The sequence below is a fragment of the Hwangdonia lutea genome (genome assembly GCF_032814565.1).
Classification (GTDB): domain Bacteria; phylum Bacteroidota; class Bacteroidia; order Flavobacteriales; family Flavobacteriaceae; genus Hwangdonia; species Hwangdonia lutea.
Window position 1 is genome coordinate 3,523,484 of the sequence record NZ_CP136521.1, and the last position, 21,196, is coordinate 3,544,679.

At 34.1% G+C, this 21,196-nt stretch carries 20 protein-coding genes; 11 read left to right on the forward strand and 9 right to left on the reverse strand.

What is annotated here, in order from left to right:
* Window positions 1-5 precede the first annotated feature (5 nt).
* The 6 genes from RNZ46_RS15190 to RNZ46_RS15215 all read right to left on the reverse strand — a co-directional run bounded on the left by RNZ46_RS15190 (window position 6) and on the right by RNZ46_RS15215 (window position 6,302).
* Window positions 6-950 carry a UDP-3-O-(3-hydroxymyristoyl)glucosamine N-acyltransferase gene (locus RNZ46_RS15190; RefSeq protein WP_316983019.1) on the reverse strand — a complete coding sequence of 315 codons (945 nt, stop codon included), beginning with the start codon at window positions 948-950 and terminating at the stop codon, window positions 6-8.
* A 48-nt stretch (window positions 951-998) separates the two neighbouring features.
* On the reverse strand, window positions 999-1,565 hold the full coding sequence (gene efp, locus RNZ46_RS15195) for an elongation factor P (RefSeq protein WP_316983020.1): 567 nt from the start codon (window positions 1,563-1,565) through the stop codon (window positions 999-1,001).
* Window positions 1,566-1,602: 37 nt separating this feature from the next.
* Complete coding sequence (lpxA, locus tag RNZ46_RS15200; RefSeq protein WP_316983021.1) at window positions 1,603-2,388, reverse strand: acyl-ACP--UDP-N-acetylglucosamine O-acyltransferase; 786 nt, start codon at window positions 2,386-2,388, stop codon at window positions 1,603-1,605.
* A 93-nt stretch (window positions 2,389-2,481) separates the two neighbouring features.
* Entirely contained in the window at window positions 2,482-3,888 is a 1,407-nt protein-coding gene (locus RNZ46_RS15205; protein ID WP_316983022.1) for a bifunctional UDP-3-O-[3-hydroxymyristoyl] N-acetylglucosamine deacetylase/3-hydroxyacyl-ACP dehydratase, read from the reverse strand.
* On the reverse strand, window positions 3,879-4,901 hold the full coding sequence (gene lpxD / locus RNZ46_RS15210; RefSeq protein ID WP_316983023.1) for a UDP-3-O-(3-hydroxymyristoyl)glucosamine N-acyltransferase: 1,023 nt from the start codon (window positions 4,899-4,901) through the stop codon (window positions 3,879-3,881). The genes RNZ46_RS15205 and lpxD overlap by 10 nt, the downstream gene beginning before the upstream one ends.
* Before the next feature lie 165 nt (window positions 4,902-5,066).
* Window positions 5,067-6,302: an HD domain-containing protein gene (locus RNZ46_RS15215; protein WP_316983024.1), complete on the reverse strand. Its 1,236-nt coding sequence runs from the start codon at window positions 6,300-6,302 to the stop codon at window positions 5,067-5,069.
* Between the two features lie 38 nt (window positions 6,303-6,340).
* Here RNZ46_RS15215 and porX point away from each other — a divergent pair, with 38 nt between their 5' ends.
* The 4 genes from porX (at window position 6,341) to RNZ46_RS15235 (ending at window position 9,224) form a co-directional block, all read left to right on the forward strand.
* A complete protein-coding gene (gene porX, locus RNZ46_RS15220) occupies window positions 6,341-7,894 on the forward strand; it encodes a T9SS response regulator signal transducer PorX (RefSeq protein ID WP_316983025.1) in 1,554 nt (517 codons plus the stop codon).
* A 93-nt stretch (window positions 7,895-7,987) separates the two neighbouring features.
* Complete coding sequence (gene tsaE / locus RNZ46_RS15225; RefSeq protein ID WP_316983026.1) at window positions 7,988-8,413, forward strand: tRNA (adenosine(37)-N6)-threonylcarbamoyltransferase complex ATPase subunit type 1 TsaE; 426 nt, start codon at window positions 7,988-7,990, stop codon at window positions 8,411-8,413.
* 183 nt (window positions 8,414-8,596) lie between these two features.
* Window positions 8,597-8,740 (forward strand): hypothetical protein, encoded by a 144-nt coding sequence (locus tag RNZ46_RS15230; RefSeq protein ID WP_316983027.1) that lies wholly within the window; start codon window positions 8,597-8,599, stop codon window positions 8,738-8,740.
* Complete coding sequence (locus RNZ46_RS15235; RefSeq protein WP_316983028.1) at window positions 8,703-9,224, forward strand: hypothetical protein; 522 nt, start codon at window positions 8,703-8,705, stop codon at window positions 9,222-9,224. Before RNZ46_RS15230 ends, RNZ46_RS15235 begins: the two co-directional genes overlap by 38 nt.
* Here the strand turns inward: RNZ46_RS15235 and RNZ46_RS15240 are convergent.
* A complete protein-coding gene (locus tag RNZ46_RS15240) occupies window positions 9,221-11,647 on the reverse strand; it encodes a TonB-dependent receptor domain-containing protein (protein ID WP_316983029.1) in 2,427 nt (808 codons plus the stop codon). The two genes, RNZ46_RS15235 and RNZ46_RS15240, sit on opposite strands and share 4 nt — an antisense overlap.
* A gap of 165 nt (window positions 11,648-11,812) precedes the next feature.
* Between RNZ46_RS15240 and RNZ46_RS15245 the strand changes: the two genes are divergently transcribed.
* From RNZ46_RS15245 to RNZ46_RS15260, 4 genes are all read left to right on the forward strand, one after another.
* Window positions 11,813-13,012: an alanine dehydrogenase gene (locus RNZ46_RS15245; RefSeq protein ID WP_316983030.1), complete on the forward strand. Its 1,200-nt coding sequence runs from the start codon at window positions 11,813-11,815 to the stop codon at window positions 13,010-13,012.
* A gap of 36 nt (window positions 13,013-13,048) precedes the next feature.
* Window positions 13,049-13,399, forward strand: a complete 351-nt coding sequence (locus tag RNZ46_RS15250; protein WP_316983031.1) for a hypothetical protein — start codon at window positions 13,049-13,051, stop codon at window positions 13,397-13,399.
* The gene (locus RNZ46_RS15255; RefSeq protein ID WP_316983032.1) at window positions 13,396-13,989 is read left to right on the forward strand and encodes a sugar transferase; all 594 of its coding nucleotides are present in this window, start codon (window positions 13,396-13,398) and stop codon (window positions 13,987-13,989) included. Before RNZ46_RS15250 ends, RNZ46_RS15255 begins: the two co-directional genes overlap by 4 nt.
* 98 nt (window positions 13,990-14,087) lie before the next feature.
* Window positions 14,088-15,146, forward strand: coding sequence for an SDR family NAD(P)-dependent oxidoreductase (locus RNZ46_RS15260; protein WP_316983033.1), 1,059 nt, complete (start codon window positions 14,088-14,090; stop codon window positions 15,144-15,146).
* Between the two features lie 190 nt (window positions 15,147-15,336).
* Here the strand turns inward: RNZ46_RS15260 and RNZ46_RS15265 are convergent, their stop codons facing one another.
* Complete coding sequence (locus tag RNZ46_RS15265; protein WP_316983034.1) at window positions 15,337-16,515, reverse strand: proline dehydrogenase family protein; 1,179 nt, start codon at window positions 16,513-16,515, stop codon at window positions 15,337-15,339.
* Window positions 16,516-16,612: 97 nt separating this feature from the next.
* Between RNZ46_RS15265 and aroB the strand changes: the two genes are divergently transcribed.
* From aroB to RNZ46_RS15280, 3 genes are all read left to right on the forward strand, one after another.
* A complete protein-coding gene (aroB, locus tag RNZ46_RS15270) occupies window positions 16,613-17,680 on the forward strand; it encodes a 3-dehydroquinate synthase (RefSeq protein ID WP_316983035.1) in 1,068 nt (355 codons plus the stop codon).
* Between the two features lie 65 nt (window positions 17,681-17,745).
* The gene (locus RNZ46_RS15275) at window positions 17,746-18,045 is read left to right on the forward strand and encodes a hypothetical protein (protein WP_316983036.1); all 300 of its coding nucleotides are present in this window, start codon (window positions 17,746-17,748) and stop codon (window positions 18,043-18,045) included.
* A 34-nt stretch (window positions 18,046-18,079) separates the two neighbouring features.
* Complete coding sequence (locus tag RNZ46_RS15280; RefSeq protein WP_316983037.1) at window positions 18,080-18,826, forward strand: tyrosine-protein phosphatase; 747 nt, start codon at window positions 18,080-18,082, stop codon at window positions 18,824-18,826.
* Here the strand turns inward: RNZ46_RS15280 and RNZ46_RS15285 are convergent.
* Window positions 18,823-21,195 (reverse strand): GumC family protein, encoded by a 2,373-nt coding sequence (locus RNZ46_RS15285; RefSeq protein ID WP_316983038.1) that lies wholly within the window; start codon window positions 21,193-21,195, stop codon window positions 18,823-18,825. The genes RNZ46_RS15280 and RNZ46_RS15285 overlap by 4 nt on opposite strands.
* Between the last annotated feature and the right edge of the window lies 1 nt (window position 21,196).

Genomic DNA, 21,196 nt, shown 5'->3' on the forward strand with positions numbered 1-21,196 from the left:
CTGAATTACTTTTTATCGTTTTGCTTTAATTTTTCCAGCAGCTCTGGAATCTTTCTTATCGAAGCAATTTCTTTATATTTTGTTCTGAAGTCATCTGCAGGAATTCCAAAATAACTTTTACCGCCTTCCAAAGATTTACTAACGCCTGCTTTTGCCGATATTACGGCTTTGGCGCCAATAGTAATGCCACTGGTAATTCCAACCTGCCCCCAAATGGTTACTTCGTCTTCAATAATAACACAACCGGCAATACCCACTTGCGATGCGATTAAGCACTTTTTGCCAATAACGGTATCGTGCCCAATTTGCACTTGGTTATCTATTTTTGTGCCTCTTTTAATGGTTGTATCGGCAGTAACCCCTCGGTCGATAGTACAAGCAGCGCCAATATCTACGTTGTCTTCAATAACAACACGACCGCCAGATTTTAACTGATCGAACCCTTCGGGTCTGTTTTTATAATAAAATGCACTGCCTCCTAAAACCGAGCCTGAATGAATTTCAACATGGTCGCCAATAATAGCATTATCATAAATACTTACGTTGGAATGAATGATGCAATGGTCTCCAATAAGGACATTGTTGCCAATAAAACAGTTGGGTTGAATTATCGTGTTTTTACCAATTTGAGCCGAACTTGATATTTGATTATTTGATGCTTGAAAGGGCTTAAAATGATTGGTAAGTTTATTAAAATCCCTAAACGGGTCATCGCTAATAAGCAATGCTTTTCCTTCGGGGCAATCTACTTTTTTATTGATTAAAATGATGGTTGCTTTTGATTCTAAAGCTTTATCGTAATACTTTGGGTGATCGACAAAAACAATATCTCCAGGTTCCACCACATGAATTTCATTCATACCAAAAACAGGAAAATCATCAGCGCCGACATATTCGCAATCAATTAATTGTGCTATTTCTTTTAGGGTATGTTTCGTTGGGAATTTCAAATTTCTAATATTTCTTTATGAGATTCCTGCCTTCGCAGGAATGACAAATTATTCCTTTACACGTTCTTTGTACGTCCCTTTGTCAGTTTCAATTTTTATTTTATCGCCTTCATTAATAAATAAAGGTACATTTACCTCTGCGCCAGTTTCAACGGTTGCTGGTTTGGTAGCGTTGGTCGCCGTATTGCCCTTTACCCCGGGCTCGGTAGCGGTAACCTCTAAAATAACACTTGCTGGCATTTCTACCGATAGTGGCATGTTATCTTCGGTATTTATTAATACGGTTACCACTTCGCCTTCCTTCATTAAATCGGGTCTGTCCAAAGCAGCTTCAAGCAGTCTGATTTGCGTGTAATCGGCTTCATTCATAAAATGATAAAACTCACCGTCATTATATAGGTATTGAAATTTGTGGGTTTCAACGCGTACATCATCAATTTTATGACCAGCAGAAAATGTGTTTTCCAAAACCTTTCCGCTAGTTACACTTTTCATTTTTGTTCGAACAAAGGCGGGGCCTTTTCCTGGTTTAACGTGTAAAAATTCAATTATTTTATAGATGTCGTTATTATATCTTATGCATAATCCGTTTCTAATATCTGATGTACTTGCCATGTTTTATTGTTAAGTTGTTATTAGTTTGTTGTTAATTTTAATTTGATTTGAAGTAACCTTTCATAATACCACGTTGTGAATTCTTTATAAATTGAAGAATTTCATCGCGTTCTGATGTGGCTTCCATTTCAACTTCAATAATTCCTGAAGCTTGGGTGTTATTGTAATTTTTTTGATAAAGAATTCTGTAAATATTCTGGATTTCCCTTATTTTTTCTGTTGAATAACCGCGTCGTCTTAGGCCTACGGAATTAATCCCAACGTAAGACAAGGGTTCCCTGGCCGCCTTTACATAAGGAGGCACATCTTTTCTAACCAACGAACCGCCGGTTACAAAAGCGTGATTGCCTATGGATACAAATTGATGAACGGCTGTCATGCCCGCTAAAACCACATAGTCGCCAATATTAATATGGCCTGCAAGTGTGCTGTTGTTTGAAAAAATACAGTTATTCCCAACAATACAATCGTGTGCAATGTGGCAATAGGCCATAATTAAGCAATTATCGCCAATTACGGTTTTCATTCTGTCGGCTGTACCTCTATTTATAGTCACACATTCGCGAATGGTTACATTATCGCCAATTTCAACCGTGGTGTCCTCGTCGTTGTATTTTAAATCTTGTGGCACAGCAGAAATTACTGCCCCAGGAAAAATATTACAGTTTTTACCAATGCGAGCACCTTCCATTATGGTAACGTTACTACCTATCCAAGTGCCTTCGCCTATTTTAACATTATTATGAATAGTAGTAAAAGGCTCTATCACAACGTTTTTAGCAATTTTTGCGCCCGGGTGGACGTAAGCTAGAGGTTGATTCATTTTTGTAGTTTTATATTGATAAGTATGTAAAACGTGTTCGCAATGTCATGTTTATAGTTTAATTGAATTTTAAAAACACTGCTCGTTTATTAGTTATTTTACTTTTGATATTTGGGCCATAAGTTCAGCTTCCGCACATAGTTTTCCGTTAGCATAAGCGTAGCCTTGCATGTGACAAATACCTCGACGTATGGGCGAAATTAAATCGCATTTAAAGATTAATGTGTCGCCCGGAGATACTTTTTGCTTAAACTTAACATTATCCATTTTCATAAAAAACGTCAAGTAGTTTTCCGGGTCTGGTACCGTATTTAAAACAAGTACGCCTCCGGTTTGTGCCATAGCTTCAACAATTAAAACACCAGGCATTACCGGAGCTCCGGGAAAATGTCCTTTAAAGAACTCTTCGTTCATAGTGACATTTTTTGTGGCTATAACATGATGATCGGAAAGCTCGAAAACCTTGTCGATTAATAAAAACGGTTGCCTGTGCGGAAGCATAGCCATAATTTGAGTAATGTCCATTAATGGCGGCTGGTTTAAATCTATTTTTGGCACATGGTTGCGGCGTTCGTTTTTTATAATTTTAGACAATTTTTTTGCGAACTGAGTATTTACAAAATGTCCGGGCTTATTGGCAATTACCTTACCCCGTATTCTTGTGCCAACAAGCGCTAAATCACCTAAAACATCAAGCAATTTATGTCTTGCTGCTTCGTTAGGATGGTGTAACGTAAGATTATCTAAAATACCATTTGGTTTTACGGCTATGTTGTCTTTTTTAAAGGCTACTCTTAATTTTTCCATCGTTTCGGGCGATAACTCTTTATCCACATACACAATGGCATTATTCAAATCGCCACCTTTTATCAAACCATGCTCTAAAAGCATTTCAATTTCATGTAAAAAACTAAAGGTTCGCGAATCTGCAATATCTTCTTTAAAATCTGAAATGGTATTTAAAGTCGCGTTTTGAGTGCCTAAAACCTTAGTGCCAAAATCGACCATTGTCGTAATTTGATACTCTTTGGAAGGCATTACTAAAATTTCGCTGCCTGTTTCTTCATCGGTATAAGAAATAACGTCGGTTACCACATATTCTTCCCTAAACGCATCTAACTCAACTATTCCCGCTTCCTCAATGGCTTCTACAAAAAACTTTGAAGACCCATCCATAATTGGGGGTTCAGATTCATTTAATTCAATAATAGCATTGTCGACATCCAATCCCACCAAAGCGGCAAGCACGTGTTCTGAGGTTTGTATAATAACACCATTTTTTTCTAAACAGGTACCGCGTTGCGTATTGGTTACAAAGTTGGCATCTGCCTCAATAACTGGCGCACCTTCCAAATCGATACGCTTAAAAGCAAGTCCTGAATTGGCGGCAGCCGGTTTAAATGTTAAGGTTACATTTTTCCCGGTATGCAACCCCACCCCTTTTAAAGACACTTCGTTCTTTAAGGTTTTTTGTTTTATTTCTGTGTTAACTATTCCCATTTGCTTTTTTCTAAATCATTAATATTTTTAACAATTTTTGGTAAGTTTTTAAAGTGAACATAAGATTTGTTGAAATCTCCATAAGGTAAGGCTGGCGACCCTTGCAATACTTCGTTATCTTTTACATTCCTACCAATTCCAGATTGCGCCTGTATTTTTACATTATTGCCTATGGTGATATGGCCAACAATGCCAACCTGCCCTCCTATTTGACAATTCTCTCCAATTTTAGTAGATCCTGCAACCCCAGTTTGAGCAGCAATTACCGTATTTTTACCGATTTCGACATTGTGCGCTATTTGAATTTGATTATCTAATTTTACTCCACGTCTAATAACGGTTGAACCCAATGTTGCTCTATCTATGGTGGTGGCTGCACCAACTTCTACGTAATCTTCAATAATAACATTTCCTATTTGAGGTACTTTATTGTATTGCCCTTTTTCGTTGGGTGCATAACCAAAACCATCTGCGCCAATGATGACGCCCGAATTTATAACACAATGTTTACCGATAATACAATCTGAATAAATTTTAGCACCGGAAAATATAACGGAATAATCATCTATTACCACGTTGTCGCCAATATACGAGTTTGGGTATATTTTTACGTTGCTACCTATATTTACATTTTCTCCAATGTATGAAAACGCACCTATATAAACATCGTCGCCATGTCTTGCTGACTCAGATATGAAAACTGGGCTTTCAATACCTGTTTTGGTATTTTTTATTTGATTGTAATATTCAAGTAATTTAGAAAAGGATTTATAAGCATCATCCACTTTAATTAATGTGGTTTTAACATCTACTTCAGGTTCAAAAACCTTGTTTACTATGGCAATAGATGCTTTGGTAGAATATATGTATGATGTGTATTTTGGGTTAGCAAGAAACGTTAAAGAGCCTTCGGTACCTTCTTCAATTTTTGAAAGTCTTGACACTTCTACATCGGGATTGCCAACGACTTCGCCCTCTAATAATTCTGCTATTTGTTGAGCTGTAAATTTCATCTGTTAAAAAGTAATTTGATTATAAAGCCAGATGTCATTCGCATAGAGAAAATATTATTTATAATTAATGTTTTGATTATGCTCATTTCACACTTTAAAATTTGTTGTTTTTTAGATTACCGCAAAAATAGGAAAAATGTGCTAAAGTTTTTCATGTGCTGTCATCTATTGTTTTTTGGGTGTGATATGTGCTTTTGGATAACAGATGTAGTATTTTGTAACTGGTTTTGATAAAGCTTTAAGGTTTAACTGGTCGGATGCCTTTACAATATCTTCAATTTTGCCGGACTTGTGCAGTATGTTTATGTTTTGATGTTTTAATTGGTACGCTTGATTGGAAATACTGCCCGTAAACACAAAATAGGCCGCTTCTTCTTTTGAGATCGCATACTTTTTTATTAATTTTTGAATGTGTTTTTCAAGCTTGTCTTTTATAATCAGCTTGTTTTTCATTTTAATTTTTAACAAATCCCTGTTAATAATCATTTCGCATAAATTACGCAGCACAAAATCGTCGTGATACTGCCATTCTTTCATGGCCGAAATAATATCGTAATCATCCAAATGAGAGAATATATTCAAGGTTTCTTCATTAAAGTTTTCTAGCGTAATTTCATGATGCAAAAAGTATTGAAGCGATTTACTGGCATTCAAATTTACACCTAAGCTCGTTAATTCTTTGGCGCGTTTTAATACCCGAATCAATAATTGTTCGGCTACCAATCCTGTTTTGTGCAAATACACTTGCCAGTACATAAGCCGTCTGGCCACTATAAATTTTTCAACACTGTAAATGCCTTTTTCTTCAACAACCAACTCATCATTTACCACATTAAGCATGGTTATAAGGCGCTCACTATTTATATTACCTTCGGCAACGCCGGTATAAAAACTGTCGCGTTTTAAATAATCGGCTCTGTCCATATCCAGTTGCCCCGAAATTAATTCACACATAAAATTTCTGTGGTACTCGCCTTTAAAAATTTTAATGGCCAACGTTAAATTTGAGTTAAATTCTTCGTTTAAACGCTCCATAAAAAGCAGTGAAATTTGCTCGTGCGACACGTTGTTTACAATGCTGTGTTCCATGGCGTGAGAAAATGGCCCGTGCCCTATATCGTGCAACAAAATGGCAATGTAAAGGGCCTCTTCTTCAGGTTTTGAAATGGCAACCCCTTTAAAACGAAGCACATTAACCGCTTGTTGCATTAAATGCACACATCCAATAGCGTGATGAAAACGCGTGTGATGCGCACCCGGATACACCAAATACGACATACCCATTTGAGTAATTCTGCGTAAACGCTGAAAGTACTTGTGCTGTATTAAATCAAATATTAATGAATTTGGTATGGTAATAAAACCGTAAATTGGGTCGTTTAATATCTTAAGTTTGTTCAAACTTTACTTTTTAATTAAATATTTACAAATATAACTATATGAGCACAATTAATATACTTTGGGTTGATGATGAAATTGATTTACTTAAACCACATATATTATTTTTAGAAAAGAAAAATTACAAAGTTACTACCTGCAACAGTGGCAGCGAAGCTATTGATATTTTAGATGATGTAAAGTTTGATATTGTTTTTTTAGATGAAAACATGCCGGGGTTAACCGGTCTTGAAACCTTAAACGAAATTAAAGAGAAGCAAGACAACCTTCCTGTAGTTATGATTACCAAAAGCGAAGAGGAATATATTATGGAAGAAGCTATTGGTAACAAAATAGCCGATTATTTGATTAAACCCGTTAACCCCAACCAAATATTATTAAGCTTAAAAAAGAATTTGGACCATTCCAGATTGGTTTCAGAGAAAACAACATCTAACTATCAACAAGAATTTAGAAAAATAGCTATGGATTTGTCCATGGTTAATTCGTATGACGAATGGGTAAGTCTGTATCAAAAACTCATTTATTGGGAAATTCAATTAGAAGATATTGAAGATGCTGGTATGTTCGAAATTTTAGAATCCCAAAAAAATGAAGCGAACATTCAGTTTGGCAAGTTTATAGAAAAACATTACACAGATTGGTTTCAACCAAATACAGAAGCGCCCATAATGTCGCATACGCTGTTTAAAGAAAAAATTGCGCCACAGTTAAGAAAAGAACAACCTACACTGCTAGTAGTAATCGATAATTTGCGCTACGACCAATGGAAGGTTTTCGAGCCCATCATTAATAATTATTACAAAAAAGCATCTGAAGATGCCTTTTTCAGTATTCTACCAACCGCAACGCAATACGCAAGAAATGCTATTTTCTCAGGATTGATGCCAAGCGATATGGAAAAGCTTTTTCCGCAGTATTGGAAAAATGATACGGATGATGGAGGCAAAAACCTTTTCGAAGCAGAGTTTTTAGAAAGCCAAATGAAACGCTTGGGACTTAATCATTTAAATTACGAATACCATAAAATAACAAATCTAAAAACCGGTAAAAAATTAGTTGAAAATTTCAATTCACTGAAAAATAACGACTTAACGGTGTTGGTTTATAATTTTGTTGATATGTTATCGCATTCTAAAACCGAAATGGAAGTGGTTAAAGAACTCGCGTCCAACGATAAAGCATATCGGTCGTTGGCACTTAGCTGGTTTAAAAACTCGCCATTATTGGAAATGATTCAACTTGCCCAACAACTCGGATTTAAGCTTATGCTAACTACAGATCATGGTACAATTAATGTTAAAAACCCATCAAAAGTTGTTGGCGATAGAGACACCAGCTTAAACCTGCGCTATAAAACAGGACGAAGCCTAACTTATGATGACAAAGATGTATTGGTGGCAAAAAAACCAAAAAACATTCACTTACCGTCCATTACCATGAGTAGTTCTTATATTTTTGCAAAAAGCGACTTGTTTTTTGCCTATCCAAATAATTACAATCACTACGTGAGTTATTTCAGAAATACGTATCAACATGGTGGTGTTTCGTTGGAGGAAATGATAATTCCGTTTGTAGTTTTCAATCCAAAATAAAATCCACGTAATACCAAAAAAACCGATGAAATACATTTTTAGTTAGGTTTTAATAAAAATTTTAATTAACATTGCATAATAAATAGTTACCCATTGAAAATCAGCTATGAGTTAAATGACGTTGAAAAGGTTGCAAGAAAAATAATTGAAAATGCAACCAGTAAAACTATATTATTTTATGGTAATATGGGCGTTGGGAAAACAACGCTGATAAAAGCCATAGTTAACGTTCTTGGAAGTAATGATGAAGTTAGCAGCCCAACCTTTTCAATTGTTAATGAATATGAAACTGATGATGGGTTGATTTATCATTTTGATTTATATAGGATAAGCGATATTGAAGAAGCCTACAATTTTGGAATAGAAGATTATTTGGATTCCGAACATTGGAAATTAATAGAATGGCCAGAAAAAATTGAATCCGTTTTATTTGAAGATTTCAATACAATTCATATTGATTTTGATGAGACAAACAAAAGAATTTTAAGAATAAATATTAAAGCAGACAGTCTAAATTAAACGTATAATTTGAATGAAAAGATAGCATAAACACTCTAAATTTTGAAGATTTACGGGAAACCCACAGCAAAAATTTTAAAAAACATTGTTTTTAACATAATTTTAACATTTAAGCAATATCTTCAAGATAGTCATTAGTTACATTTGGATTAAATAATTAATTAATTTAAATCCCTTAAGAAAATGAAAACTAAAAAGTATTTAATGGCAATCGCAATTTTTGGAGGCATGTTATTCTTAGCACAGTCTGCTAATCAGTACAACCTTGATGCACAACAAACAGCAAAAATTGACAAAACAAAAATCAAAGTTCCAAGACACGGATAGAAAACCGTTAATTATAGGCAGTATAGTTGCTACGCTTATTGCAATTACACCGTTTCTATTTACAATGTACAAAAGTGTTCCAGATGTAAAAACCTGGGACACTTTTTTTGGTGTTTATGAAAGTAATTACTACGAAAGCTTACAAGTACTTGGTTGGACTCTTGTAGGTAAGTTTATCCCTTTATTCTTATTGTTTGTTTGGTTTTTTACTTGCAAACACTGGTGGTACCATACCTTATTGGTGCCAATGGCCATGTATGTGTTCCAAATAATTCAAGTATTTAATGATGATTTAAGGTTTGCAGAGGAAAATCAAATCATTTATTTATTACCAGTTATGGCTGTAATTATCCCTTCAATTTATCTGATAAGAGCGCGAATATTCAATAAAATCAATGAGGCTAATAAATCTTTGGAAGAACTAGAAGATGAATTTAAAATGTCTCCTAAAAACTTTTGGGCCAGAATAAAGCAATATTTTTAATTGGTAGTATTGCCCAATCTGTCACGCTCGTCTAATTCAATTTCTTTTTTATTGGTTCGTAGTCTGAAGTTTCCAAACTTATAATTGAATCCAAAAGTAATCAATCGGTTTTCCATTCTAGATTTAAAAAACACATCTTGATTCAAATACTTTGTTGTTTGAGTAAAGTTTTGGGTGTTAAAAATATCCGTAACACCAATACTTACAGACGCTCTATTATTCCATAATGTTTTCCTCAAATTCACATCAAACCCCGATCTGGAACTAACGTGAGATGCACCATCTACAATAGGCGAAATGTGCAAATAGGAGATATCTGCAGTTAAACTATTGTCTTCTAAAAAAGAAAAGTAATTAATAATTTGGGCATATACAGACCATTTATCTACTGTTAATAATTCATTGGCACTTTCAAGTGCAAAAAACTTATTCTCATAATAAAATAAAGACGATAGTACATACAAATTCCAGCGTGGCAGCACTTTTGTATAGGTCGTAAAATCTAGACCATAAGAAATATTGCTGTCAATATTGGTGTTTATGTATTTTATGATATTGTTATTATTGTCTTGAAACCCTAGCTGATAAGTAGGATTTTTTTCAAAAGTATAATACACTTCAAAAGTATATTTGTTTTTTAATACATAGCCTAAAGTAAATATATTATCAATCTGAGGTTTTAAAAACGGGTCTCCAGTGATATAAGCATTATCATTTAAAAAGTATTTAAAAGGATTTAGCTGGCTATATCTGGGTCTGTGAATGCGCTTGTTGTAATTAAAATATAACTCGTTGTTTTCGTCTAGTCTATTTAAAATATGAAACGAAGGGAACAACTTAACATAATTATTATCATTCTTTTGATTAGTGGATAATGATGCGCCTTCAATATTTGTAAACTCAACCCTAAGGCCAGATTTTAAACTCCATGCCTCCCAATCTTTCGAGTAACTGGTATAAGCCGCATAATTTAATTCATCGTATAAAAACGTATCCGAATTTTGCAAGTCTTCAGTTTTTACGCCGTTTTCGAAAGTAAACTGATTTAATATGCTTTCTGAATTAATATTGGATATTTTTGCTCCGGCTTCAAAATGTGCAGAGGCGCTAATGGGCAACTCGTAATCAACTTGACCCGTGTTTAGTTTTATTTCTTGACTGGAATATGTTTGAAATTTATTGTTCCTAAAAGCCGTATTGTTATTTGGTAAAAAATAACCGGTATTCACATCTTGAAAATCTGAAAAATCATAATCGGTATAATGCAAACTCACAGAAAGCTTCTCTCCTGCTCTTTTAAATCTGTGAATATAATCTAAGTTAAAAGCAAAGTTGAAAGTTTCGCTTACTTTATTATTTGATGTATTAAACGTTGAATCTAATGCTTTGGAAATGTTATAAACTTCGGTTATTGAATTTATGTTTGTTTTACTGACTTTTCTTGGCGCCATTAAAATGTTTGTTGAAAAACCTAAACTGTTATTTTCGTTAAAATCGTAATCTAAATTGGCGTTTATATTTTGGTTCTCAGATTTTCGACGTCTTTTAAAATCGGTTTCCCAACTCGTGTTATCCGTAAAATTCAACCATTCGTTGTTATGTCTAAAATCCTTTCTCGGATTTATACTGTAATTAACATACGTATTTAGTTTTTTCGTTTTAAAAAAATGGTTGGTACCTATGGCATATTTTGGAAATTCCGAACCTTGTTTGTAATTCCCAAAAACACTGCCGTTATATCCGGCAATAATATTTTTACTGGTTTTAATATTAAGAACAGCGCCTCCTTCGGCCTCGTATTTTGCCGGTGGGTTTGTTATAACCTCGATAGATTTAACGTTGGTTGCCGAGGTGCCCTCTAATAGTTGTTGAATTTCACTTGATGATAAATGAACTTTCCGGTCATTTATATAAACCGTAGGCGTGGTATTTTTAATTGTAATGCCGCCATCATGCACCAAAACACCCGGAGTGTGCTTTAAAACATCCAATACATTGGTATTTGATAAGGTGGAATTTTCAACATCAAAAACTAAACGGTCAACCAGTCTTTTTACCGTGGGCCTTTTGGCAACAACGGTAACATCGTCGAGCGTTTCTAGGTTTTCCTTTAAAACAATGGTTTTTAATGCCGTGTCTTTATAAATATCAACAGATATCGAGTTTGTTAAATAGCCTAAAAAACTAACCTTAAACGTATAATTGCCAGCTTTTAAATTGCTAATAATAAATGTTCCGTTTTCATCGGTTGAAGTTCCTTTAACAATATCATTCAGTGTTTCTGAATTTTCAATAACAACAACATTGGCATAGGCTATTGGAGTGTTTTTATCATCTTTAACAGATCCATTAACAGTAAAATCTTGGGAAAAACAGGAAATAGAAAAAATAAATAAAAGAAAATGAGTAGGTTTGAAAATCATAAGCTATTTAAAACACAAACATAAAATAATTATACTAAAAAGTAATGGGGAAAATCCACAATAATTTCAATTTTTTTTCTTACAAAAATTATAAAATAAAATTCCTTCCGGTGTAAAGCAATCAGAAATTATTTGTAATTTCATTTTTATTTAACAAACCAAACCATGTCAAAATACTTGTCACCTTTTACGAAGCAACAACTTTTACCTCAAGAGGAAATGCTAGAAATAGAAAAACGAAAAGGCAAACTTTTTATTGGAATTCCAAAAGAAACAGCATATCAGGAAAAAAGAGTATGCCTAACACCAGATGCCGTTTCTGCACTTGTTTACAACGGGCATCAGGTTTTAATGGAATCTGGAGCTGGTGAAGGTGCCAGTTTTAGTGATAAGGATTATAGCGAAGCCGGTGCGGAAATCACAAAAGATACGGCCAAGGTTTTTTCGTGTCCTATGATTTTAAAGGTGGAACCACCAAGCTTGGAACAAATAAAATTAATAAACCCACAAACCATATTAATATCTGCTTTACAGCTTAAAACACAGGAAAAAACATACTTTGAAGCCTTGGCATCAAAACGGATAACCGCCTTGGCTTTTGAGTTTATTCGAGATGCAGATGGCACTTATCCTGCCGTTAGGTCTTTAAGTGAAATTGCTGGTACGGCATCTACCTTAATTGCTGCCGAATTACTATCTAATAGTACAGATGGCAATGGCTTGATGTTTGGTAATATAAGCGGTGTTCCACCCGTTGAAGTGGTTATTCTCGGTGCCGGAACTGTGGGCGAATTTGCCGCGAGAAGCGCGATTGGTTTGGGCGCCAATGTAAAGATATTCGATAATTCCATTACAAAATTAAGGAGTATTCAAACCAATCTTGGTCGTCCGCTTTTTACTTCAACATTACAACCAAAAAATTTAACTAAAGCCTTAAAACGCTGCGATGTTGCAATTGGCGCTGTACGCGGAAAAAACCGATCACCTATTTTAGTTACCGAAGCCATGGTGCAGCACATGAAAAAAGGCGCAGTAATCATTGATGTTAGCATAGATATGGGCGGTTGCTTTGAAACTAGCGAGGTTACCACACACAAAAAACCAACATTTATTAAACATAATGTGGTACACTATTGTGTGCCAAATATCCCTGCAAAATACTCACGCACCGCTTCCGTTTCCATAAGTAATATTTTTACACCCTATTTGCTAAAAATAGCCGAAGAGGGCGGTATTGAAAATTCTCTAAGATTTGATAGAGGTTTGAAAAATGGATTGTATTTTTACCACGGAATTTTAACCAGCAAACCTGTTGGCGAATGGTTCGATTTAAAGTACAGCGATATTAATTTGCTCATATTTTAGAACTAACTTTCCTTATTAAATATTATTTTTTGGTATATGAAATTAATACAGCGTATTGGTTACTATTTGGGAGGTTTCTCGATAGGGTTAATTATTTTGGCTTTTTTTTTAAACGGTAAAAAAGTGTCTTGCGATTATGGGCCAGATGCCAGGGTTTTAAAGAATATCAATTCTAAAGTTATAAAATATAGTGATGCTACTATTGCTGATAGCACTGCCATACGGCATGTTTTACAAAAAGGCGATATTGATTTTTCTAAAAGTGAATCGCGGCAAAAACCCTGCAGTATTTATGTGATTGAAGGCGATTATAACGACAAAGAAGTTGTGCTAACTGTTGAGAATTGCGATAGTATTGCCACCATAACTAAGGTAAAAACCAAATGATAAAACGCATTTTCGATTTGGTTTTTTCTTTTATAGGATTACTACTCCTCGCTCCTATTTTAATATTAATTTCTATTTTAATTAAATTAGATTCCAAAGGTCCTGTTTTGTTTATTCAAAATCGGGTTGGTAAAAACAATGTCGATTTTAACATATTTAAGTTTAGAACAATGCATGCTAAATCTGAAAAAAAGGGTTTGCTGACCTTAGGCAACCATGATTCACGTGTAACCAAAATCGGCTATTTTTTAAGACGATATAAAATTGATGAATTCCCTCAACTTATAAACATTTTAAAAGGCGACATGAGCTTTGTTGGTCCAAGACCGGAATTGCGATACTATGTAAATTTTTATAACGAGGACGATATGAAGATTTTTAAAGTGAGACCCGGCATTACAGGATTGGCATCGTTAAAATACCGAAACGAAGTCGAGCTTTTAAAAGCCGCGGAAAACCCCGAGGAATTTTTCATTAAAACCATAATTCCAGACAAACTACGGTTCAATAAAATGTACATTGAAAAACGCAATTTCTTCTTTGACTTAAAACTTATTTTCTTGACTGTGATTAAAGTGATTACAAAATAGAATGCTTTTAATCGCTATTTGCTTCAAAAGCTAAATATTCATACTTTGCAGCTATAAAATTTCTATAAAAGCCTACGTTTCACTGAAGTTAATAGCCCATGGATGCATCAGTCTCTAATCATATTCAACAATTAATTAACGATTCCGGTTTACTTCATTCAAACACAAATTCTAAAAAACAATATCGCAGTTTAGACTTTTCAAACGACACTATTTTAATAACCGGGGCAGCAGGTTCCATTGGCAGCGAACTTACAAAGCAACTCGTGCATTCGCGTTACAAAAAACTTATTTTGGTTGATATTGCTGAATCGCCGTTGTACGAACTTCAACAAGAATTAGAATGCAAAACAGAAGATGTAGAATTTATAATATTAAACATTACTGATAAGGCGTCTTTGAAATTTATTTTTGAATCCCATCAACCAACAATTGTTTTTCATACGGCGGCGTACAAACACGTGCCCTTAATGGAATCTATTCCGTATGAAGCCGTAAAGCTCAATATTATGGGCACAAAGTTACTGGCAGATTTATCCATTTTGTATGCGGTTAAAAAATTCATTTTTATTTCTACCGATAAAGCCGTTAATCCCATTAGTGTCATGGGCATGACAAAACGCATTGCGGAGCGCTACTTATTGCAATTACACAACCAAAGTCAAACTAAATTCATCATTACGCGATTTGGAAATATATTTGGTTCAAGCGGATCGGTGGTGCCACTGTTTTTAAATCAAATTCATTCCGGGAAACCGCTAACTGTAACCAATAAAGATGTTTCCCGCTATTTTATTTGTAAACACAAGGCCTGTAATTTGATTTTGGAAATAGCAGCTTTTGAAGCTTCTAATCCTTCGGTTTATACTTTTAATATGGGAACACCCATTAAAATAATGGATTTAGCCAAAACCTTAACGACGTTTTATAATGAGGACATCGCTATTAAAATGACGAAAATTAGACCTGGGGAAAAATTACATGAGAACATAGTTTCAAAAAACGAATCATTAATACCAACATCCCATAAAGATATAATGCATGTAAAAATCAATAAAGAAGATGCTTTAAAACCTATGAATATTGATGAATTGTTTAAACTTTCGCCTTCTAATTCCATTTCAGAAATTAAATCAACGCTTAAAAAGTATATATAAACCCGTTGTGCATTTTGAATGAAAATAATTTCAATATGTCAGTTCGAGTGATTTTGAGGCACGAAAAATTGTATCGAGAACCCATTTATGGTTCAAAAATTCTTATTTTCGATACAAATTTCACTCATTTCAATCGTAAAATTCACTCGAATTGACAGAATTCTGCCAAAATGCACAGGAGGTTATATAATTATTTTTGTTTTCTGCGCTTCTTTTCTTTGGCCAATAAATTAAGTTCCCTACTGGTTTGTCCGGCAACCGATGTGTTTTCCTCGGCGCGCCTAATCAAATAAGGCATCACATCCCTAACAGGGCCAAAAGGCATATATTTTGCTACGTTATAACCCCTGTCTGCCAAATTATAACTAATATGATCGCTCATCCCGTACAGCTGTCCAAACCACACACGCGAATCGTTATTTTCCAAACCGTGCTCTTGCATAAGCTGCATTAGTAAATACGAACTCTCCTCGTTGTGCGTTCCAGAAAATAGTGATATATCGTTTAGGTTATCTAAAACATATCTGAGGCCGGCATCAAAATTAATATCTGTGGCTTGTTTGTTTTCACAAATAGGTGTTGGATAGCCTTTTTCTAGAGCCCGTTCATTTTCCTTTTCCATATAAGCGCCACGTACTAATTTATAACCCAAAAAGAATCCTTCTTTCTTAGCTAAGGCATGTTGCTTTTTTAAAAAGTCTAATCTATCGTGTCGGTACATTTGTAAGGTATTAAAAACAATAGGCTTTTCGGTATTGTATTTCCGCATCATGTCGGTAATCAAATCATCAGCCGCATCTTGCATCCAACTTTCTTCGGCATCAATTAAAATGGCAATATCATTTTCCTTCGATTTTTTGCAAACGGCATCGTATCTGTTTACTACCCTATCCCATTCTTCCTGCTCCAAATCGGTTAAAGTTTCACCTTTGCTTATCTTTTCGTATAAATAAAACCGACCAAAACCAGTGGGCTTAAATACCGCAATTGGAATAGCATCAATTTCTTTTGCGAAATCTATAATTTTAAGAACCACTTTCAATGCCGCATCAAATTGGGTTACATTTTCTTTGCCTTCAACCGAGTAATCTAAAACAGAACTCACGCCTTTTTCATACATTCTTTCTATAACGGGCAAGCAATCATCTTCATTTACGCCACCACAAAAATGGTCGAATACAGTAGAGCGAATTAGCCCTTCAATCGGTAAATGAGCCTTTATGGCAAAATTGGTTGCCGCGGTTCCTATTTTTACCAAGGGTTCTATAGAAATCATTTTAAACAAAAAATAAGCGCGCTCCAATTCTGAGTCGCTTTTTAGCGCGAATGCTATTTCGGTATTTTCAAAAATAGGGTCAACTTTTTGCATTATCTATAAAATTTTGCACAAATATAATTAAGTGTTCGTTATCATTTTATATAAAAACTCCTTAATTTCACTGCTTTATTTAACCGTATTATTTTTTATGAAATCGATTACCGCAAATGATTCAATAATTCATTTCAATGAAGCTTGTTATACTTCACTGAATGAGCATCTTAAATTAAATAACTTTTCTATAATTTTTATTTTAGTAGATGAGAATACACACGCCTATTGCTTGCCACGTTTTTTGGCAAAATTAGAAACCGATGCCGTCATTGAAATTATTGAAATTGAATCTGGCGAAGAACACAAAACTATAGATACCTGCACTGGCGTATGGAATACGCTTTCTGATTTAAATGCCGATAGAAAAAGCCTGCTTATAAATATTGGTGGTGGTGTTATTACAGATTTAGGCGGTTTTGTGGCATCAACTTTTAAGAGAGGGATTGCCTATGTTAATGTACCAACTTCTTTATTATCGATGGTTGATGCCTCTGTTGGCGGTAAAACCGGTGTAGATTTAGGACATTTAAAAAACCAAATTGGGGTTATTAGCACTCCCGATTTAGTGCTTATTGATACCGAATATTTACAGACATTGCCACAAAATCAAATGCGCTCTGGTTTAGCCGAAATGCTAAAGCACGGGTTGATTAGCAACAAAAGCTATTGGAATAAATTTGAAGATTTATCGAAGTTGTCCGCTGATAATTTAGATGAGTTGATTTACGAATCGGTAATCATTAAAAAAAATGTAGTTGAAGCAGATCCTTTTGAAGATGGCCTCAGAAAAACATTAAATTTTGGCCACACATTGGGTCACGCAATAGAATCTTATTTTTTAAGCAATCCTAATAAAAAGGAACTTTTACACGGCGAAGCCATTATTGTTGGAATGATTTTAGCAAGCTATATTTCCACCGAATTAGTTGGTTTCCCGAGGCAAACTACCGCGGACATCAAAACCTTGTTTTTAAGTTATTACGACAAAGTAGACATTGATAAAAGCGAATATCACAGTATTATAGATCTTTTAAAATACGACAAGAAAAACAATCACGGCAACATAAACTTTGTGTTGCTTGAAAAAATTGGCGTACCTAAAATTGATTGTTTGGTGGATGATGCCATTATAATTGATGCTTTTGAATATTATGCGAGCTAAATTTATTTTTTTGTAATTTTATAACAATCGCAAAGACATGTAATTATCAACCAAAATTTTTAATCATGAAAAGGATTATAGTTGATTATAAAAAACTAACTCCGGAAGTTTTAAATCTTTTGACTGAAAAATTTCCAGATGGCTACGGAGATGACGACATTATTACTTTTGAAAACCACAGAAACGAAATAATTGAAGCCATTGAAGTTAAAACACCAGACGCCATTTATTTGGTTAAAGTAAGTAGCAAGTTACATTACACGATGACTAATTTTGATAACGACAATATTGAGGTAGACGATTTAGGCAATGTTGTAGTTGATGATGCTATTGAACCCACAATCTTTGAAGACGAAGAAGAGTAAGCCCTGTTTTCCTTTAAAACACACCTACTAATTCATGTTCCATTTTTTTTCTAAAAAAGTATTCCTTAAAGATTTATTAGAAGGTTTTGTTGATATACATTCCCATATTTTACCGGGCATTGACGATGGCGCAAAAAACACATCGGAATCCATTGATTTGATTAAAGGTTTACAAGCACTAGGCGTTAAACAATTTATGCCCACACCACATGTAATGCAGGATTTTTATCCAAATACCGATGAAACCATTGGCAATGCTTATCAAAAATTATTAGGCGCTTTGGATTCTAAAATGTTGTCTGAAATAACCATCAATCCTGCTGCAGAATACATGTTGGATGATAATTTTCAAAAACAATTAGAAACGCAGGAATTATTTACGCTTAAAGGGAATTATTTGTTAATTGAGATGTCTTATTTTCAGCCACCGATTAATTTGGAGGAAATCATTTCTAAAATTAAAAGTAAAGGTTACTTACCTATACTGGCACATCCAGAGCGTTATCCGTTTTATCACAATACTAAAGGGTATTATTTAAAATTGAAACAATTGGGATGTTTTTTTCAGCTTAACCTATTATCACTAAGCGAGCATTACGGCAAGAATGTTGAGAAAACAGCACATTATTTAATTGAAGAACAATTGATAGATTTTGTGGCGACCGACACACATCATGCTGATCACATAGAAAAGCTTTCTAACTTAACCCTTCATGAGGATTTAGCTAAAAAGCTTGCTAATGTTATTAAAAATACTTGTAGTACGTTTTCAGTTATTTAAGTCCATTTTCTAAAAAAACCTTTCTTTTTCTTAGCGCCGTAGTAACCATATTTGGCTCCGTAGCCAAAATTAGATTGTTTAACATCGTTAACTACTAGCATCATCCCGTTAAGTTTGTTTTCAGCGTGTAATTCTTTGGCGAAATTTAAAATGCGTTTTTCGGTATAGTCTGCGCGTGTTAAGTAAATAGTGTGTCCTGCATATTGGCTAAACAACAGCGTGTCTGTTACTAGCATTGCGGGAGCTGTATCCACAATAACATAATCGTATTGTGCCGAAACCTCGTCGAAAAGAGGCTTCATTCTATCGCTCATCAATAATTCTGCTGGATTTGGCGGTACTTTGCCGGATAATAATACATCAAGTTTATTACCATTGATGTCGTATGTGTTTATAGATTCTTTTGTAGTTATAGATTTATCAATCAAATATTCAGTTAATCCAACTTGTGCCAAATCGTCTTTCTTTTTATTATCAAGTCCCATAAGCAATTTAGGATTTCTAATATCGGCACCTATTAACAATACCTTTTTATTGGTATTAGCAAGTGTAAGTGCCATATTCATACTAAAAAAAGATTTTCCTTCACTATTGATGGTTGACGTAACAAAAACCACATTATTATACTCCTTTACTTTCCTTGAGCGTTTTATGTAATCAAAATTTGTTCGTAAAATTCTAAATGATTCTGACAATATAGAACGGTCATTTCTTTCAACTAAAACCTTATTAGTTTTTATCCTAGGTATTTCTCCTAAAATGGTTATGTTATTTATATCTCTTTTTAAATCTTCTTTATTGTGAATTTTAGTGTCCAATAAATCTGAAACATAAATAACACCAAATGGCAATAGAAATCCTAAAAACATAGCGCCAATATAAACCATCTTAGTGTCTGGAAATACTGGTTTGCCGATAGCATAAGCACTATCTATAACCTTTAAATTAGGAGATGTAGATGTTTGAGAAATTATAGCCTCTTCTCTTTTTTGCAACAAGTATAAATAAATGGATTCTTTAATACCTTGTTTACGTTCAATGGAGCGTAATTTACTTTGTTGACCTGGAACCGCAGTTATTTTAGAATTAATTCTATTAGATTGATTCTCTAAACTGTTAAGCTGAATTCTAAAAGATTTCTTTGAGTTTTCTACGCTGTTCTTTAAATCTTCTTTAATATCGTTTAAAGATTGTTCAAACTGAACAACTGTTTGGTTTTTTTTGCCTGCACCAATTTCCAATAGCGTGTTACGTCTTTGGATTAATTCGTTATATTTTAACGATAACGCACTAATAGCAGGGTCACCTGCGCCCAAGTTAGACGGTATGGCATCAAAAGAATCATCGTTTAAAGATTCGCTAACAGAATTTAGCAAACGCATTTGAGTCATGGCTTCGTCTAATTGTTGTTCGTTTTGTGCACTGGTTGACATAAACAATCCAGCTTCAGATGCCACATCTGTAATTTTATTACCCGTTTTAAATCTTACAATGCTACTATCTACACTCATTAAATCTTCTGCAATTAACTCAACACGTTCATCTATTAATTTTGCTGTGTTTATAGATTTAAGATTCTTTTTTTCTAAAGTAGAAATATTATATTGTTCAATAAGAAAATCTAAAATTTCAATAGCTTTTGATTGAACCGGATCGGTTATACTTATAACGAGTACTTTTGATGATTTTGAATAGGGCTCAATAGATATTTTTCTTTTCAATGCAGCTGAAACATATTCAACTGGAGTTAGCTTTACTCTAATAGATTTACCGATATAGTTTTTTACATTGGATTTGGGTGTAATAATCATCCCTTCGAAAGGCGTCGGTATTGTTTCACCAAAAACGACTTTTTTCGGAGTGTCATCTTCTGATACTCTATAAGTGAAATCTGTTTCTGAGGTTATATCGATAAAAAAATTATAACCGGTATTGCTTATAATTGAATCTGTGGCAATAAAATCAATTGTTATGGGAGAGCTTTTGTATAACTCAGACTCATATATTCTTCCTCTTGTAAAATATTGCACATTTAAACCAAGGCTTTTAACAATATTCTGCATGAAACTTCTAGAAGCAATTACTTGTATTTCATCTTCTACGGCCGCCTCTTCTTTTTCCACAAATATTGAAAGATCCTTAAATGCACCGGCTCCCGAACTTCCGTCAGAATCACTAGTTATCATGATTTTTGAATATGCTGCGTATTCTGGTGTCGTATATCTAAGATAGATAAATGCTGAAAAAAGAAATATTAATATACTAACCAAGAACCATTTCCATTGCTTCACGTAAATGGAAATCGTTTTTTTTAAATTGAATCCTTCCGAATCAATATCGTTATTTAATTTATTATCATTTGTAATCATA

Bases quoted from the DNA above. Each gene is read 5' to 3' on its own strand.
- efp (WP_316983020.1), bottom strand. From the start codon at position 1,565: ATGGCAAGTACATCAGATATTAGAAACGGATTATGCATAAGATATAAT.
- lpxA (WP_316983021.1), bottom strand. From the start codon at position 2,388: ATGAATCAACCTCTAGCTTACGTCCACCCGGGCGCAAAAATTGCTAAA.
- RNZ46_RS15205 (WP_316983022.1), bottom strand. From the start codon at position 3,888: ATGGGAATAGTTAACACAGAAATAAAACAAAAAACCTTAAAGAACGAA.
- lpxD (WP_316983023.1), bottom strand. From the start codon at position 4,901: ATGAAATTTACAGCTCAACAAATAGCAGAATTATTAGAGGGCGAAGTC.
- porX (WP_316983025.1), top strand. From the start codon at position 6,341: ATGAGCACAATTAATATACTTTGGGTTGATGATGAAATTGATTTACTT.
- RNZ46_RS15230 (WP_316983027.1), top strand. From the start codon at position 8,597: ATGAAAACTAAAAAGTATTTAATGGCAATCGCAATTTTTGGAGGCATG.
- RNZ46_RS15240 (WP_316983029.1), bottom strand. From the start codon at position 11,647: ATGATTTTCAAACCTACTCATTTTCTTTTATTTATTTTTTCTATTTCC.
- RNZ46_RS15245 (WP_316983030.1), top strand. From the start codon at position 11,813: ATGTCAAAATACTTGTCACCTTTTACGAAGCAACAACTTTTACCTCAA.
- RNZ46_RS15250 (WP_316983031.1), top strand. From the start codon at position 13,049: ATGAAATTAATACAGCGTATTGGTTACTATTTGGGAGGTTTCTCGATA.
- RNZ46_RS15255 (WP_316983032.1), top strand. From the start codon at position 13,396: ATGATAAAACGCATTTTCGATTTGGTTTTTTCTTTTATAGGATTACTA.
- RNZ46_RS15260 (WP_316983033.1), top strand. From the start codon at position 14,088: ATGGATGCATCAGTCTCTAATCATATTCAACAATTAATTAACGATTCC.
- RNZ46_RS15265 (WP_316983034.1), bottom strand. From the start codon at position 16,515: ATGCAAAAAGTTGACCCTATTTTTGAAAATACCGAAATAGCATTCGCG.
- aroB (WP_316983035.1), top strand. From the start codon at position 16,613: ATGAAATCGATTACCGCAAATGATTCAATAATTCATTTCAATGAAGCT.
- RNZ46_RS15275 (WP_316983036.1), top strand. From the start codon at position 17,746: ATGAAAAGGATTATAGTTGATTATAAAAAACTAACTCCGGAAGTTTTA.
- RNZ46_RS15280 (WP_316983037.1), top strand. From the start codon at position 18,080: ATGTTCCATTTTTTTTCTAAAAAAGTATTCCTTAAAGATTTATTAGAA.
- RNZ46_RS15285 (WP_316983038.1), bottom strand. From the start codon at position 21,195: ATGATTACAAATGATAATAAATTAAATAACGATATTGATTCGGAAGGA.